The 15,565-nt window shown below is 37.4% G+C and carries 14 protein-coding genes; 6 read left to right on the top strand and 8 right to left on the bottom strand.

Features of this window, described 5'->3' with window-relative positions; genetic code table 11:
• Positions 1–95: 95 nt before the first annotated feature.
• The 3 genes from IEU81_RS01725 to IEU81_RS01715 all read right to left on the bottom strand — a co-directional run bounded on the left by IEU81_RS01725 (position 96) and on the right by IEU81_RS01715 (position 2,500).
• Positions 96–797: a hypothetical protein gene (locus IEU81_RS01725; RefSeq protein ID WP_186090022.1), complete on the bottom strand. Its 702-nt coding sequence runs from the start codon at positions 795–797 to the stop codon at positions 96–98.
• Positions 798–1,123: 326 nt separating this feature from the next.
• A complete protein-coding gene (locus tag IEU81_RS01720) occupies positions 1,124–1,978 on the bottom strand; it encodes a hypothetical protein (RefSeq protein WP_186090020.1) in 855 nt (284 codons plus the stop codon).
• 213 nt (positions 1,979–2,191) lie between these two features.
• On the bottom strand, positions 2,192–2,500 hold the full coding sequence (locus tag IEU81_RS01715; RefSeq protein WP_308807821.1) for a DUF488 family protein: 309 nt from the start codon (positions 2,498–2,500) through the stop codon (positions 2,192–2,194).
• Between the two features lie 116 nt (positions 2,501–2,616).
• Here IEU81_RS01715 and IEU81_RS01710 point away from each other — a divergent pair, with 116 nt between their 5' ends.
• From IEU81_RS01710 to IEU81_RS01690, 5 genes are all read left to right on the top strand, one after another.
• A complete protein-coding gene (locus IEU81_RS01710; protein WP_186090018.1) occupies positions 2,617–3,297 on the top strand; it encodes a TVP38/TMEM64 family protein in 681 nt (226 codons plus the stop codon).
• A 178-nt stretch (positions 3,298–3,475) separates the two neighbouring features.
• Positions 3,476–4,069 (top strand): sigma-70 RNA polymerase sigma factor region 4 domain-containing protein, encoded by a 594-nt coding sequence (locus IEU81_RS01705; protein ID WP_186090016.1) that lies wholly within the window; start codon positions 3,476–3,478, stop codon positions 4,067–4,069.
• 123 nt (positions 4,070–4,192) lie between these two features.
• A complete protein-coding gene (locus IEU81_RS01700; RefSeq protein ID WP_186090014.1) occupies positions 4,193–4,561 on the top strand; it encodes an ArsR/SmtB family transcription factor in 369 nt (122 codons plus the stop codon).
• On the top strand, positions 4,554–6,701 hold the full coding sequence (locus IEU81_RS01695; RefSeq protein WP_186090012.1) for a heavy metal translocating P-type ATPase: 2,148 nt from the start codon (positions 4,554–4,556) through the stop codon (positions 6,699–6,701). Before IEU81_RS01700 ends, IEU81_RS01695 begins: the two co-directional genes overlap by 8 nt.
• A 205-nt stretch (positions 6,702–6,906) precedes the next feature.
• Entirely contained in the window at positions 6,907–7,254 is a 348-nt protein-coding gene (locus IEU81_RS01690; protein WP_051239057.1) for a c-type cytochrome, read from the top strand.
• Positions 7,255–7,425: 171 nt separating this feature from the next.
• Here IEU81_RS01690 and IEU81_RS01685 read toward each other — a convergent pair whose 3' ends face one another.
• From IEU81_RS01685 to IEU81_RS01675, 3 genes are all read right to left on the bottom strand, one after another.
• Positions 7,426–9,156 (bottom strand): GMC family oxidoreductase, encoded by a 1,731-nt coding sequence (locus IEU81_RS01685; protein WP_186090011.1) that lies wholly within the window; start codon positions 9,154–9,156, stop codon positions 7,426–7,428.
• A gap of 314 nt (positions 9,157–9,470) precedes the next feature.
• Positions 9,471–10,250, bottom strand: a complete 780-nt coding sequence (locus IEU81_RS01680) for an acetoin reductase (RefSeq protein WP_092594820.1) — start codon at positions 10,248–10,250, stop codon at positions 9,471–9,473.
• 140 nt (positions 10,251–10,390) lie between these two features.
• A complete protein-coding gene (locus IEU81_RS01675; RefSeq protein WP_186090009.1) occupies positions 10,391–10,960 on the bottom strand; it encodes a DUF488 domain-containing protein in 570 nt (189 codons plus the stop codon).
• A 117-nt stretch (positions 10,961–11,077) separates the two neighbouring features.
• On the opposite strand from IEU81_RS01675, the gene IEU81_RS01670 reads away from it, so the two are divergent.
• Complete coding sequence (locus IEU81_RS01670) at positions 11,078–11,758, top strand: TVP38/TMEM64 family protein (RefSeq protein ID WP_231957128.1); 681 nt, start codon at positions 11,078–11,080, stop codon at positions 11,756–11,758.
• A gap of 868 nt (positions 11,759–12,626) precedes the next feature.
• Here IEU81_RS01670 and IEU81_RS01665 read toward each other — a convergent pair.
• Both IEU81_RS01665 and IEU81_RS01660 read right to left on the bottom strand, forming a co-directional pair.
• Positions 12,627–13,508: an HNH endonuclease gene (locus IEU81_RS01665; protein ID WP_186090008.1), complete on the bottom strand. Its 882-nt coding sequence runs from the start codon at positions 13,506–13,508 to the stop codon at positions 12,627–12,629.
• The gene (locus IEU81_RS01660) at positions 13,505–15,103 is read right to left on the bottom strand and encodes an AAA family ATPase (RefSeq protein WP_186090007.1); all 1,599 of its coding nucleotides are present in this window, start codon (positions 15,101–15,103) and stop codon (positions 13,505–13,507) included. Before IEU81_RS01660 ends, IEU81_RS01665 begins: the two co-directional genes overlap by 4 nt.
• Between the last annotated feature and the right edge of the window lie 462 nt (positions 15,104–15,565).

The raw sequence follows: 15,565 nt of genomic DNA, 5'->3' as shown, positions 1-15,565 counted from the left end.
CTAAATTTTATAGGTACTATTATTACTCTACCCTAATATTTTATCCCCAGATAAAAAAACACTCCAAATTTCAAAAAGGAGTGTCTGTTTTTATCTTAACTATTATTTTTAATATGATTAATTACTTTATCTCTAAACACTGAATAAGTCTTTCCTTCTTTTCCATAATACATAAAATGCCTGCATACGAAAACACTGCACTGTTTGCCGGTCGGATAGGTGAATTCTAAGAAAGGCACGCTGCTGTTTTCAAGGTCAGACATCTTTAGTTTAGTTGAAGGCTTAGCATCGATCAGCTTATTCTCATACAGTACTTTCACAAAATATTCCAAACTGCCTTTACTGTAAATAATGACAGTGCCTGGTGAATGATCAAGAAGCACTGCATGAAATAGTGATAATGCATGTGCAATAACTCCAGAATCTGTTTGTTTTAATATTTTCTTATTTTTTGTCGGGTAAGGTACTACATTCGTCTCTAACACTTTCTCATTCGTACGATTCTGTATCTCATTCACAAAACTGGTAATCCCCAGTCGCGTCCGTGACATTTTCGGTTTACTGTTTCCTTCTCTTACTTTGTTATACATTTTATAAAACTCAGCATAATCCGTCAGTAAATCAGTATAGAGATTTAAATCAATATCTTTTCTGTAAATGGGAGTGGCCGGATTAATACCCGCTAAGAAAATATCATATTTCTTGTCTTTGCTCTGAACAACAAAGGGACGATAATATGGATGGCTGTCATCATTGTTATATGGCTTTACCCATTCTATTAATTTCTCTTTTTTCATAAGCTGGCTCCACTCCTTTATATAGCCATAGTATATCACTCTCAATTTAACATGAACCTCGAAAATCTTTGAAGGTTTAGAGGCTGCGTCCGTTTGAGTGGACTTCATGCGGTTGATTAGCCGGTTGCGACCGTATGAACGATTCACAAGCAATCGATAAACTACTTATATCCGTATGAGATTCTCACAAGCGGACGATAATCTATTTACTACCGCATGAGACCCCACAAGCGGTCAATTCCCCATAATCAAACAAAAAATAAGAGGCATATTCTCTGCTATTCACAGAAAACATCCCTCTTATTCTTAATCCGCTTCACAAAATTTTATTTTTGATACATTCCCAGTATTCTTTGCCATTCCTTCTGGGCATCCTGGTCTCCCGAGACTTCGAATGCCACGTCAGGGACATATTCTCCTCTGGACCCATCATCATTGTATTCTCCGAATCCCGAAGAAAAACTTATATTTTCTTTCTTGCCGATCAACTCATAGACGACACCATTATCCGCCAGCATATATTTATGAACATTCGTATCCGGCTGGGCTAATCTGGAATAGCCTTCAGCGGTACTCGGGAAAGGTGCGTTTTTATCTGCTCCAATATCTCCACTTTCAGGCTGATAAAAGGCCACACCCCCGATTGCATGAATATCAAAATGATCGAATCCGGGATTATCTAAATCTTGGGCTTGGACTTCACCGTCTGGAGTCACTGCATACCAGTCACCATAGCCAGCCGCACCATGAGTAAAGTACATTTCTGTAACAGCCATACCGCCAATCTCAGCTCGTTCAACCGCCCAGTCATAAAAGAGTTGATTCATTTCCTGCTTTTCCGCATCTGTAAACTCTTGTAACGTGTTCTCTTCTGCAGCTGTCTCATTCTCTGCATCAGTATCTTCCGTCGCTTCATTCTCCTCTTCGTTTACACTCTCTTCTGACTCACTGCTGTTTTCGCCATCACTGTCAGATTCAGCTTTCTTCGCTTCTTCCTTCTCTTTTTGAGCCAGCTCTTGTTTCAATGATTCATTTTCTTTTTCCAATTCAGAAATTTCATCACTTTCTACAGTTTCTGTGTCCAAGCTTTCTTCCCCAGTCTCCGCTTCATTTGATGCATTCTCATCATTACTGCAGGCACCTACAAATAAAATCAACAGTAAAATACTCAACCGCTTCACTGTCATCTTCCTCCCGACATATTATGTATTCAATACTTTCCTATACCCATCTATACGAAAAATGCACCCCTGATTTAGAGGATTCTCCGAAATGAGATGCATCTATCACATATTCCTCCTATTTCTAGGTTCTTCGCGATTTGTTTATTAGTTTTAGAATCGATAGTAATCATTTCAATCATCCTTAACCGGATACACCACTTCACCATCATCTTAAATAATCGGCATCGCACCCCATTGTCCTAATTCATGCGGCACGATTTCTATCTTGTCCTGATGATTCACAACAATATGTTTCACTTCCACACCGTGTGCTTCCAGCCACTCCCGCAACGCCGTCTGGTTGTACTGCGGATGCTTTTTGCTGTTTGTAAAGGCCCGCACATCCATGAACTCGGTGACTCCTGCTTTCTTCAGCATTTCCAAAAACGTCTCCAGCGCATAATCATAATGCCCCGCCGTATATATCCGCATCGAACCGCCGCCTCTCCACGTTTTACCTTCACCTGTATTATACACCACTTACTTTTTATAATTTATAAGATAAAAACCAGTTTCCTTTTGTGAAGGTCACAGGTAAAGTAAAAGGAAGTATATCTTCATATATAAAATAATGTATTCAAGAAAGAGGACATATCATGCGTTCAAATAAAGATACTCCTGATGCTTTTTCTCTGCGTTCAATCCTATCTTTACTGACCTTAATCATAGTAATCGGCTTATTAATTTGGCTGAGTTTTAATGTAGATATACCCAGTCCCGATGCTTTAAGGGAAATCATTCAAGGCTACGGCTGGGCGGGCTGGTTAATTTTTATTGGGATTACAGCGCTGATTGCCATTACGCCGATCCCTGTAACAATCCCGGCTTTAGTTGCTGGTTCTCTGTACGGGGTCATTGCCGGCAGTATCTTTTCATTTTCCGGTATTATGATCGGGTCTTGGATCGGCTTTTGGCTGGCGCGTTTTACGGGACAGAAATGGACGTTTAAGCTTCTTGGCCGTCATGGACCGACAGTGAAAGATTATTTAAGTGATGCAGGTTTCTTAGCCATGTGTACTGCACGGTTGATGCCGGGCTTGCCATATTGGCCGGTCAATTACGGTGCAGGTGCTTTAGGTGTGAATCAGTATGTGTTTCTATCCGCAACTTTCATTGCTTCGATTCCAGGACAAATTTCACTCGTATCTCTTGGCGCCTTCGCTGCTCATCCAAATCTTTTTAACGGGATTATCTTAGTTTCTGCCTGGATACTGGTGCTGGTGTCTACATGGATTTCCTACCGCTACTGGCGAAATGCACGGAATGAGAATAATTAAATTTTAAAATTAGAGCGTCTGGCGACTCGCCGGGCACTCTATTTTTTCTTGACATTAATATTTATAAATCTATAAAATTCGCCTTTATAAGCGAACTCTTTTTATACAATTCGCCTTTTAAGGCGAATTGTTATATAATACAGCTATATTATTAAAGGAGCGGGTTCTCATTATTTCCATGCTGATTTTAGATGTATCGAACAGTAGTAAGGCACCGCCTGAGATATACAGCCATCTTTCTCATATCGAAGGAAAACTCCGCAGTTTAAACTCATCTGATAGTAAATTATATATGAACTACCGTATGGGGGAAGAGCTGTTCATCTTATCATCCCAGCCGTATTACTCTATTCTCTTAGCATTTTACGCTAAGTCATTGTGGCCGGCTTCAGGCTTTCCCTTAAAATGCAGTTTCCATACTGTGGATGACTACTACCCTGAATACAATCCGGAGCGCTGGGATCATCCTGCTATAAAAGCTGTCAGAGACGCCCTTCAAGCGATTAAAAAATCGAAAGTACAGGATTTTTCAAGTCCGGATATGCCGAAGGGTATCGAAATTGCGTTAATGTATGCGACTGATATTTTTAGAACCGTGACCCCGCTGCAGCAGGAAGTCATGCAGTACTATTTAACAGGTATTACTCAGAAGGAAATCGCAAGACTGACAAAACGATCTGTGTCGACCATTTCGAAACATGTCCATGCATCCCGGGTCAAACAGCTGACGAAAATTATCGATTACGTCAGCGAACAGTACGAACTGAACTAAAAGAGATAAGCGGTTAATCATCGCTTATCTTTTTTTTAAAACTCATTATAGTATCCACTTGAATAATAAGATAAAACACTCTATAATTACAATCAAGTAAATACTTTAATATAGAGGTGGACCATGACTAATAAAGACGTATGTGAAGTATTCTGCTACGACGAAGACAAGGTAGACAGACTTCAGGAAAATATAAAGACAGTCGACATTGCGGGTATGTCGCAAATGCTGAAAGCCATTGCGGATAAGAACAGAGCGAAGATTACATATATTCTCTGTCAGGATGATGAGCTATGTGTCTGTGATATTGCATTGATACTGGATATCACAATCGCGAATACATCCCATCACCTGCGCACCTTACATAAGGAAGGTATCGTGACATCACGTAAAGAAGGCAAGCTGGTGTTCTATTCATTGAAAGATCCGAATATTAAACAGCTGATAACATTTGCACTCATGTCCGGGGAAAGAGTGACGGCCAATGTCTGAAGCGGATAAAACAGTTTACCGTGTACAGGGTTTTTCATGTGCCAACTGTGCAGGAAAGTTTGAAGGCAACGTTCAAAAACTTCCGGAAGTAACGGACGCCAAAGTAAACTTCGGTGCTTCCAAAATTTCGGTATACGGTACAGCAACTCTAGACGAACTGGAGCAGGCAGGTGCGTTTGAAAACCTTAAAGTCACACCGGAAACGAAAATCGGCGTCACAAATCAGAAGACAGATGATAAAAAAGAGGAAGACCCTTTCCTTAAAAAACACAGCACCCTCCTCTACTCCATTCTTTTAATTGCCTTCGGTTTTATATCGATGGCAGTTAACGGCAACGATAATATTTTAACGCCGCTGTTGTTTATCGCGTCCATGCTGATCGGCGGCAGTAATATGCTGAAAACAGGGTTAATCAATTTAACAAAACTGGAATTTGATATGAGAACATTGATGACTGTCGCAGTCATCGGCGGTGTCTTAATCGGCGAATGGGCAGAAGTTGCGATTGTTGTTGTGTTATTCGCAATCAGTGAAGCACTGGAACGATTCTCAATGGAACGTGCCAGAAAATCAATCAGCTCATTAATGGATATTGTGCCGAAAGAAGCGCTCATTAAAAGAAACGGCCATGAACAGCTGGTCCATGTCGATGATATAAAAGTAAATGATATTATGATGGTGAAGCCCGGACAGAAGATTGCTATGGACGGCATTATTACTTCCGGTCACTCATCTGTAAACCAGTCAGCCATTACCGGTGAGTCACTGCCTGTAGAGAAATCCAATAACGATGAAGTATTTGCAGGCACTCTGAATGAAGAAGGGTTTCTGGAAGTTAAAATTACGAAACTCATAGAAGACACGACGATTTCAAAAATCATCCATCTGGTGGAAGAAGCACAGGGAGAACGTGCACCGGCTCAGGCCTTTGTGGATAAATTCGCGAAGTACTATACACCGGTGATTATGGTGCTTGCACTCTTAGTGGCAATTATCCCGCCGTTATTCTTTAATGCAGACTGGTCCACATGGGTATATCAGGGGCTGGCTGTACTGGTCGTCGGCTGTCCATGTGCCCTGGTAATTTCAACACCGATATCGATTGTTTCGGCCATCGGTAATGCGGCAAAACACGGGGTTTTAATTAAAGGCGGTATTCACCTTGAAGAGATGGGCGGCTTAAAAGCCATCGCATTTGATAAAACTGGCACGCTGACAAAAGGTGTTCCTGCCTTAACTGATTACAAAGTTCTAGACAGCGACACGAATGGAACTGAACTGATGTCTATTGTCAGCGCACTGGAAAACCGTTCGCAGCATCCGCTGGCTTCAGCAATTATCAAAAAAGCCGACAGTATGAATGCAGATTATAACAATATAGTAATCAATCACTTCTCTTCTATTACAGGACGGGGCATTCAGGGTGATGTTAATAATGAAACATATTACATCGGCAGTCCGGCTTTATTCACAGAGTTAAACACACCAAACTTCAATTCAGAGCTCCAGCAAGAAGTGACAGCACTTCAGGAACATGGTAAAACAGTGATGCTTGCTGGTACAAGCGATAAAGTGCTCGCACTCATTGCAGTGGCGGATGAAGTCCGCGAGACGAGTAAACGTGTGATTCAGAAACTGCATGAAGTGGGCATCGATAAGACGGTGATGCTGACTGGTGACAACCAGAGTACGGCGAAAGCTATAGCTGAACACGTTGGTGTATCAGACGTACAGTCTGAATTAATGCCGGAAGATAAATTGAATGCGATTAATAAACTCAAAGAGAAGTACAAACATGTCGGTATGGTTGGCGACGGCGTGAACGATGCCCCCGCTTTAGCTGCTTCAACGGTTGGTATTGCGATGGGCGGTGCTGGAACGGATACTGCACTGGAAACCGCAGATGTTGCTTTAATGGGAGATGATTTGCAGAAGTTGCCATTTACTGTGAAGCTGAGCAGAAAGACTTTGAATATCATTAAAGCGAATATTACGTTCGCCATAGCGATTAAAGTTCTTGCTCTCTTGTTAGTTATCCCTGGATGGCTGACACTGTGGATTGCGATATTATCTGATATGGGCGCAACGATATTAGTGGCATTGAACAGTCTGAGACTGATAAAAGTGAAAGATGAATAATAAAAGAGCAGGAATTATCCTGCTCTTTTTCAATATTTAAAGGCCTTGTTTTTTTATACATATTAAAGATTTTAAGAATGACATTCATGATTCGGTCGAATAAATCCAAAATTAATGAAAACGATTGCAGATATTATTCCGTAATGCTTAAAATTGTGATATATTAAAGGTGTATCAGTATTTAAAATTTTGAGGGGGTCAGTTTATGAATTTGAAGAAATTTCTAATGGCCGGCGGTCTTTCCATGGTTCTCATTCTCGGAGCTTGCGGGAGTGGCGAAGAAGAGGCATCTGAAGAACCTGCAACAGAAGAAGACAGCAGCGCTTCAAGCGGTGATGTCGATGCTGAAAGTATCGCTCGTGATAACTGTGCTTCATGTCATGGTCAAGACTTCTCAGGCGGTATGGGTCCAGCGCTTGCAGGTATGAGTCTCAGCGAGGATGAGTTCAGCGAAATCGTAAGAAATGGCCAAGGACAGATGCCTGCTTTCAGCGAAGATCAAATTAAAGATGAAGAGCTCTCTGCACTCTACACTTTCTTCAGCGAACAGTAAGAAGAAAAATCGTCCTTTAATCTGCTCCCCCTAAAGTAAACTACTTTAGGGGGAGCTTTCTCTTGAAATCATTACAAAAAGACGACCCGATGATTTCCTGCTTTCTAATTAAGTTATTAACTTGAAAAGATAAAAAAACACACGCAAAATTTGCGTGTGTTTGTGTCTGTCTTAGTTTTCTAATCTCTGGTTATCTTTATGATATTTAATTATTCCTTCAGCACAACGATACGCTATCGCGCCGACTGTTCCTGTCGGGTTGTTTCCTGAGTTGTGTACAAACGTACTGGATCCTGCAACAAACAAGTTATCACGATCCCAATGCTGCAGCCAAGTGTTAACTACGCTGTTCTCAGGTTCTGTACCCATCGGAGTACCACCTGAAATATTTGTTGATTGATAAGGTACAATATCATATGCACCGATATCATCATTTGATACGTCTATATGTTTTGCACCCATCTTCTCCATAATATCCTTACATTTCCCTGTCAGATATTTATTTCTTGCATTGTCTTCTTCTGTCCAATTGTAAGTGAGCATGACCTGCGGATTTCCAAATGCATCCTTGTATGTGTCATCTAAGTCCAGGTAGTGATCTTTATGCGGTCCTGTATGCGCCATAGAATATACTTCTAATGTTCTTGTAAAGTTTTTAATTGATTCTTCTTTGAATTCTTCTCCCCATTCAGGCGTATCTTTACGAACTGTGTTCGATAAAATAGGACGGGCACCTGTTTGAGTAAAGTGGATTGATCCTCCGTGTATAAAATCAAGATCATCATGATCAAAGTTATCACCGTTAAAATCATCCAGAATCATACCCAGTGCACCTGCACCCATGAATGTATTAAACTGTTCATCAAAGAACCCGGTAGCACCTAAACCAGTCTGATAACAATAATTACTTCCGAGTGTCCCTTTTTCTGTTTCAGGATTATATTGTTCTCCAATATCTGAAACTCTGAGCAGCTTATAGTTATTAAATAAGAAACTCGTTAGTACAACAACATCTGCTGGCTGGAAAAATTCTTCATGCGTCATAGTGTCTATGAACTTCACACCAGTTACTTTTTTATCATCATCTTTATCAGTAACAATTTCAGTAACGTTTGAATTATAACGTATTTCATAGTTTCCAGTTTTTTCTGCTGTTTTTAACACTGTCACGTCAGGTGTTGCTTTTGCATCATACTCACATGCAAAGCGTTCACAGAATGCACAGTATTGACATTGGTTTAAAACCTCGCCATCAGGATTCTCATAACTCTGTGACATGTTGGCAGACGGCATCATAATGGGATGCAGATTCAGTTCTTTCGCCGCTTTTTCAAACAGTCTTAAAGATTTAGTTTTAAGCATTGGCGGGTTTGGATAAGGACTGGAGCGCTCCTCACCAAGCGGGTTTTCTTCACCGCTGACTCCGGCAGTTTTTTCAAATTTATCATAGTATTTTTCCATCTCATCAAATGTGACACCCCAGTCACGATAACGAAGACCGGAATCTTCTCCGAGTTTTTCTTCCCCGTATTTTTCTTCTGTCATTGACTTAATTTCAAAATCATATGGCATGTAACGGTCAGTTTGCCCATTCCAGTGTGTACCGGCTCCGCCTCGTCCGCTGCCTGGTAAAAATGAACCTAAACGGCGAACAGGAAGTGCTTGTTCATCCCGGGTATTTCTAAATGTTAAAGTTTCAACTGAAGTGTCCTGCATCAGTTCATAACGCTGAGCATACTTCAATTCATCATGTATATGCTGATAGTCTGTCGTATCACGGTAGCCCCCGCGCTCTAAACTTTTAACTTTTAATCCTTCTTTAGCTGTTTCTGCAGCGACGATACCGCCTGTCCAGCCGGCACCGATCGTCACAACGTCTACTTTATCTAACTCTTTTGCCATTTCTTTATCCTCCTATTATTTACACCCGTATCTTTTCATAAAAATCGTATTTACAAATATATCCTACATTAGATCATTGTAACATTATTAAAATATTATGTAAGAGTTTTAAAGAAATATAAGTTTAAGTTGATAATGATAATTACAAAATATTATTACCATGTTTAATGAAAACTTGAGCAATTCGCCTCAGCATTTCCCCAGTAGTGTTAACCTGACCATTTTCATTGCTATACCTCAAATATCAAAGAGCACCCCTAATCAGAAATATCTGATTAGGGGTGCTCCGCTTTTACAGATTAAAAATTTGAAGATTATCTATAGACAATACCGCCATCAGTTAAGATAGCCTGACCAGTAATATATCCTGCATCTTCAGAAGCAAGGAATGCTACTAAGTTCGCCACGTCTTTTGGTTCCTGGGTGCGTCCTAAAGAAATAGAAGAAGCGTATTGTTCTAATGCTTCGCCTTTCTTAGTACCAATAACATCCATAAACTTCTCATCTAAACGTTCCCACATTCCTGTTGCCGCAATACCAGGACAATATGCATTAACGGTAATATCGTCTTTGGCAAATTCTTTCGACGCAACTTGAGTTAAGCCGCGCACTGCGAATTTAGATGCACTGTAAGTTGACAGGAAGTCGAAACCTTCATGCCCGGCAATACTTGATGCATTGATAATCGTTCCGCCGTGGCCCTGCTCTTTGAGCTGCTTGGCTGCTGCCTGAATTCCAAATAGGACACCTTTAACGTTAACATCTAAAACAAAATCAATATCTTTTTCAGTAATATTCTCTATCTGCTCAACTGCGCCTTCAACACCAGCGTTATTTATATAAACATCTAATTTACCAAACGTATCTACTGCATGTTTAACCAGCGCAGTGTGATCGTCCAGTTTTGAAACATCTGCAACTTTTGCTGTCACTTCGTAGTTTTTACCTTTAAGTTCTTCTAAAGTCTCATTAAGCACTTCTTCATTAATATCACTTAATACAACTTTAAAGCCGTTTTCGCCTAATTTTTCTGCAATACCTTTACCTAAACCTTGAGCCGAACCTGTAATTACTGCAACTCTGTCTAATGTCATGATATATAGCCTCCAATTAGTTTGTTTATATATAATATTATATACTTTTCATGTTGTATTTACTATATTTTCGCTCAATTAAGATGAAGAGATTAAATTAAAGAAATGACTTTTCTAATGGGTTGAATACCTTTAACGTATTATAGATTAACATTATTCGTTGTTTTCTTAGGATAAACGACCTCCCCATCCTCTTCTATGATCGGCATGGCACCCCATTGTCCCAGCTGATGCGGGACTATTTCTATTTCACCTTTATTATTCACTATTATATGACCGACATCCACATCATGGGCAGTTAACCAGTTACTAACGATTAAACGGTGGCATCTGGAAGGATGGCGTTCAGCACATAAAATAGCGACTGTATTTTCTTTCGCATCTTCCATCAGCAACTTAATGCCTTGTTTAAAGTCGTCTGTCAGCGTGTAATCTGCGTAGTTATGAAATGATTGATTTTTCCAGCCTTCATTTAAATTCTCCCCTACAGTGCCTGACCGTTTTCGTCGTCCGCCGAGCAGCTTATTATGAAAATATTTTATATCATTGTCTTCTAGCCACACCTGAAATGATTCTTGATTATATTGCGGATGGCTTTTACTGTCAGGAAATGCCCGCACATCCATCACGAATGTCACATCTGCTGTTTGCAGCATTTCCTGAAATTTATCGAGTGAATAATCAAAATGACCGACAGTATAAATACGCATAGAACAGCTGCCTCCTATAGTTTTAAAATTTTTAAATATCTATTTCCTTTTCTTAAGACCTTAGTTAAAGTAAAGAGATATATCATCCGATAAAAATTCGGAGAAAGAGGAAACATAATGAATTCAGAAAAAGATTATACCGATGATTTTTCTCTCCGTTCAATCATTTCCCTATTAACTTTAGTAGTATTCATAGGCATATTGATATGGTTAAGTTTTAATGTACATATTCCAAAACCTGCAGTTTTAAAAGAGATGATTCAAGGATACGGCTGGGCTGGCTGGCTGATTTTTATCGGCATTACAGCCCTGATTGCTATTACCCCGATCCCTGTCACTATTCCGGCCTTAGTCGCAGGTTCTCTATACGGTGTCCTTGCCGGCAGCTTATTTTCTTTTACCGGCATATTGCTCGGTTCTTGGATTGGCTACTGGTTAGCGAGACTCACAGGTAAAAACCTGACATTCAAACTCCTTGGCAGACATGGACCGACGGTTGAAAAATATTTGAATAATGCAGGTTTCTTAGCCATGTGTACAGCACGACTGATTCCAGGATTGCCCTATTGGCCAGTCAATTACGGTGCAGGGGCTCTAGGTATCAGCCAGTACGTCTTTTTGTCAGCAACCTTGGTTGCTTCCATCCCGGGGCAGGTTTCACTTGTATCCCTTGGCGCCTTCGCAGCCCATCAGTCTCTCTTTAACGGCATTATCCTGGTTACAGCCTGGATGACGACGCTCGCAGCCATTTGGATTTCTTACCGTTACTGGCAAAATAAACGTAAAGAGAGTAAATAACCGTCTAAAAATTAGTCTCAAAAGCAGTGAGAAAGACTAAATGAGTTTTTGAAATGACTTTTTATTGATTGGACTATCTGGCGATAAATATAATACTCATTATTTTTAAAAACTTCTGATTACATCTATCCTTCTAATTAAATTACATAATAACTGATAAACGAAATAAAAAAGTGAACTTTTATCTATTAACATTGGAAGGCCACGATAAGTGTTAGCTGAACGATGAAGATTTTATAGTTACCTCTAAGACATTCAGAAAAAATATTAATTAAATACCTCTTTAAGAAAATCGAAAATAACCTGACTAGCATGGATTTAAAACCGCATCGTTATTTGAATATATGCATGGGAACGTATTTATTAATAAAACTACTAACGAGAACATATTGATGGTCAATTTTTCAGATGAAAAACGTTACCTTTTGTGAAGATAAAACATACATGAACTTTGTATCTTTTAGAAATCGAGAACCTATACAGCCTTGGTTGGAAGAACTGCTGAATAACTTTTACATTTTTCAATTTGAATAATGTACATAAATAACATGTTGACTGAAAAGATTCCTACTATGTTAATCAGTATTGTCGACAATTTGAATTTCTTGTCTTGAATTTCTTCGGTTAGCGTATCTAAGTGAATCGCCACATTGGAAAACAGCAAATATTGCTTTAAATATTAGCTTTGATTTTAAAATTACTTAAATATCACTATAATTGCTTTCTAATAATTTTGGATTTATTTTTTTCAAGATAATAAAATCTCTAATTCAGCTTTTTATATACTTAGCTCTATCAATTCAAGATAAATAAATGACGCAGCCTATATAAAATAGCTGCGACATCAGTATTTATATAATATTTTTCATTATTTAAGTATATTTTCTTCCATTTGTATAACTTCTAAATACTTGATTAGTTTATCTATATTTTTCAATAAACTTCTATAAAAAGCAGCTTGCCAACAATTTTTTCCTAATTCTAATTCATGTCCAATTAATGCATCTTGAATTTCATCTATAAGGGACTCTTTACCAGATTTTAAATTTCTAATTAAACTTCTTTTTTTAATATTAAATTCACTTGCTGCATGAACACTATAGTCATGTAACCTCTCAGTGATATCTACAAAGTTCTTAATTTTAATATATAATGTAGAAGGTACCGCAGATTCATCTATTTCATAATCTAAAATCAAATCACATGTAGTGTTTGTAAAATTTATCTTACATTGAATAAAGGTATACATATCTACATTATCAAAATAAGGATGGGGAAATAATCTTATTTTCTCTAATTTTTTATTATTACACTTATGACATGCAGGAACTAAATTTTCAGTTGTCAAAGCAAGTGATGGATATTTACTTTTAGGTAAGTAATGATCTATTTCATCTATATCCGAGTGAAGACAATATGGACATCTTTTATTTTTTACGTTTTTATTGATCAAATCATAGTATTTCCTTTCATTATGAAGTTTATTTGAAAACTTTTTTTCATAAAGCCAATTCATATCTTTTTTAAAAGTAGAGTATTCCATAGAATCTTTTTTATAAGGGAAACATTCACTAAATCTCTTTGTCTCTTGCATGTTACTAACATACGTTTTATTGTTTCTTTGTAAGATATCTAAGTAACCCTCAAGACGAATTCTGTTCCTCTCTTCAGTAGTTTTAACATTTTCCGTACAACTTTTAAACATTTCATCAAAATTTATTTCAGGTATATTTAACCTTGTATTACTCATGTCTTATCCTCGCTTTTTTTCTTTTGATACATTAGAGTTCTGACCATTGCTCTCGCTTCAGAACCTAATTGATTATCAAATTCTTCAAACACTTCTTCAACACTGTCTTTCTTTAAAACCATTTTTTTAACTAAATCATAGTAAGACGAATCTGTAAGCTCCATCCTGAATATTTCTCGGTTCAATATTCCTGTATTCTCGCCAAATGTCTCTATTATTGGTCTATCGAAACTAAGGTATTTCCCATTTCTAGTTAAAATCCATGTACAATCCTTAGGAACTTCTTGTACTATTATCGGAGAATGCGTTACTATTATTGCTACTCCATTTCTATATGTAAGTAAATCAGATATAGCTCTTATTAAAAGAGATAAAAGTGGTGGATGTAAATGATTTTCTGGTTCATCAATTAAAACCAAAGATTTTTCTTCTACTAATTCAGTTAATTTAGTAATAATTAGCAAGACAATCTTATGACCTGCACTTAAATTCTTCTTGTAAAATTGTATTATATATTCTTTCTGTATTGGATAATTTCTATTATCCGTTTTTCTTAATAATTCTTTTATTTCTAACTCTCTAAACACCGAATCACGCTCTAAAGTAGAGAGAGCTCTATACCATTGTTCTACCTTATCAGTATTTGCACTTATATTTTCTAAACTTTCATAGAAATATGTCGCCAATGCATTTAGTCTATCCTCTACTTTTTCCACTGAATTATTCGATGTATTTTTTTTAGCATCATCTTCACTTTCCGATGCCTTATCTGAAGTATCTTGCAAACCTACATAATGATAGTTTATATTATTACTTAATTTATCACTGGAAGGTAATTGATCATCAAATGAGCCAAAAGAAACTCCAATCAAACTGGCAAACATATTATCGATAGATTGTTCATCTTCGCTAACAAAATAACTTTTATCATTTTCATTTCTCACAATACTTTTAATCATAGATTGTAGTAAATAACTTTTTCCTACTCCATTCCTGCCTATTAAAACTTGGACATTTGATGGGGGAAATGTATTAGGGGTTACTCTAAAGTCAAGAGTTTCATCTGCATTTTCAATATTGTATCCAAATTTGTATTTAGTTAATTTTGCTTGACCAGTTATAACCCTATTAAACTGACCTCTGATAGTCAGCGTAGAAAAATCTCTAGTTATTGAATTTCTCATGGAATCTTCATGTTGATTTTGCTCATAAATGTCAAAGTCTAACGCCATATCTTTAATTTTCTTCAATAATTCTTTCAAAACTTCAAAATTATTTATAACTTTTTTAAGATTTTCATAATATGAAACATCTTGCCCCAAGGAAAAATATTCATCCGAGAGTTGTTCAAATGTGTCTGGAAGTTCTAACATTTTGTGTCCAGACTGTCCCTCTTCTATATTTGCTATTGATAACCCTTTCCTACCTATTTTAATTTTTCCTATATGTTTAAAAACTTCATCTTTTTCTACGTAATAAAAATCAAACATAGTTTGATACTTCCAATAATCATTCCAATTATCTCTAACCAAATAAATACCACTTGGAGAGTTAGTAGTAGGTATTTGATTTACCTTCTTTTGAAAAAACTTCACTTCAAAAACCCCTTTATCTAAAATAGTAAATACTTTAATTATACAGTACATAATAAATCTTTTTTTATAACTAATTAATAACATTTTAAAAATTTACAATAATTTTATACTCTAAGAGTATACTCGAGGCATATTTAAAACAAGCTCTAATTACACTTTCTCAATTAATCATTTGAATATGTATAAAAACAGTGATCAGCCTATTCATCGGGCGCTTCATCTATACTGCATAAACAATGTACTCACTAAAAATACCCCTACCACATTATCCAGTATTGACAACAGCTGAGTTTCTTCTTTATTGCTTCTCCAGCTTGTGTTATTTAGAGTATAATTACGTTTAACATTGCAAGTTCAACGGCAATATAATATGGTTAACTAATCGGAAACAAGCAGGTATTACCTCCTTTTACGGTTTGTAATGCGTTGGGAGGTACATGAACATACCAACCATCGCACTCT

This window comes from Jeotgalicoccus aerolatus (assembly GCF_014635205.1).
Taxonomy (GTDB): Bacteria; Bacillota; Bacilli; order Staphylococcales; family Salinicoccaceae; genus Jeotgalicoccus; species Jeotgalicoccus aerolatus.
This window is presented reverse-complemented; position numbering and strand designations above follow the sequence as displayed.

Excerpts from the sequence above, each read along its gene's own strand:
- IEU81_RS01725 (WP_186090022.1), bottom strand. The coding sequence starts at position 797 with ATGAAAAAAGAGAAATTAATAGAATGGGTAAAGCCATATAACAATGAT.
- IEU81_RS01710 (WP_186090018.1), top strand. The coding sequence starts at position 2,617 with ATGCGTTCAAATAAAGATACTCCTGATGCTTTTTCTCTGCGTTCAATC.
- IEU81_RS01705 (WP_186090016.1), top strand. The coding sequence starts at position 3,476 with ATGCTGATTTTAGATGTATCGAACAGTAGTAAGGCACCGCCTGAGATA.
- IEU81_RS01700 (WP_186090014.1), top strand. The coding sequence starts at position 4,193 with ATGACTAATAAAGACGTATGTGAAGTATTCTGCTACGACGAAGACAAG.
- IEU81_RS01695 (WP_186090012.1), top strand. The coding sequence starts at position 4,554 with ATGTCTGAAGCGGATAAAACAGTTTACCGTGTACAGGGTTTTTCATGT.
- IEU81_RS01690 (WP_051239057.1), top strand. The coding sequence starts at position 6,907 with ATGAATTTGAAGAAATTTCTAATGGCCGGCGGTCTTTCCATGGTTCTC.
- IEU81_RS01685 (WP_186090011.1), bottom strand. The coding sequence starts at position 9,156 with ATGGCAAAAGAGTTAGATAAAGTAGACGTTGTGACGATCGGTGCCGGC.
- IEU81_RS01680 (WP_092594820.1), bottom strand. The coding sequence starts at position 10,250 with ATGACATTAGACAGAGTTGCAGTAATTACAGGTTCGGCTCAAGGTTTA.
- IEU81_RS01675 (WP_186090009.1), bottom strand. The coding sequence starts at position 10,960 with ATGCGTATTTATACTGTCGGTCATTTTGATTATTCACTCGATAAATTT.
- IEU81_RS01670 (WP_231957128.1), top strand. The coding sequence starts at position 11,078 with ATGAATTCAGAAAAAGATTATACCGATGATTTTTCTCTCCGTTCAATC.
- IEU81_RS01665 (WP_186090008.1), bottom strand. The coding sequence starts at position 13,508 with ATGAGTAATACAAGGTTAAATATACCTGAAATAAATTTTGATGAAATG.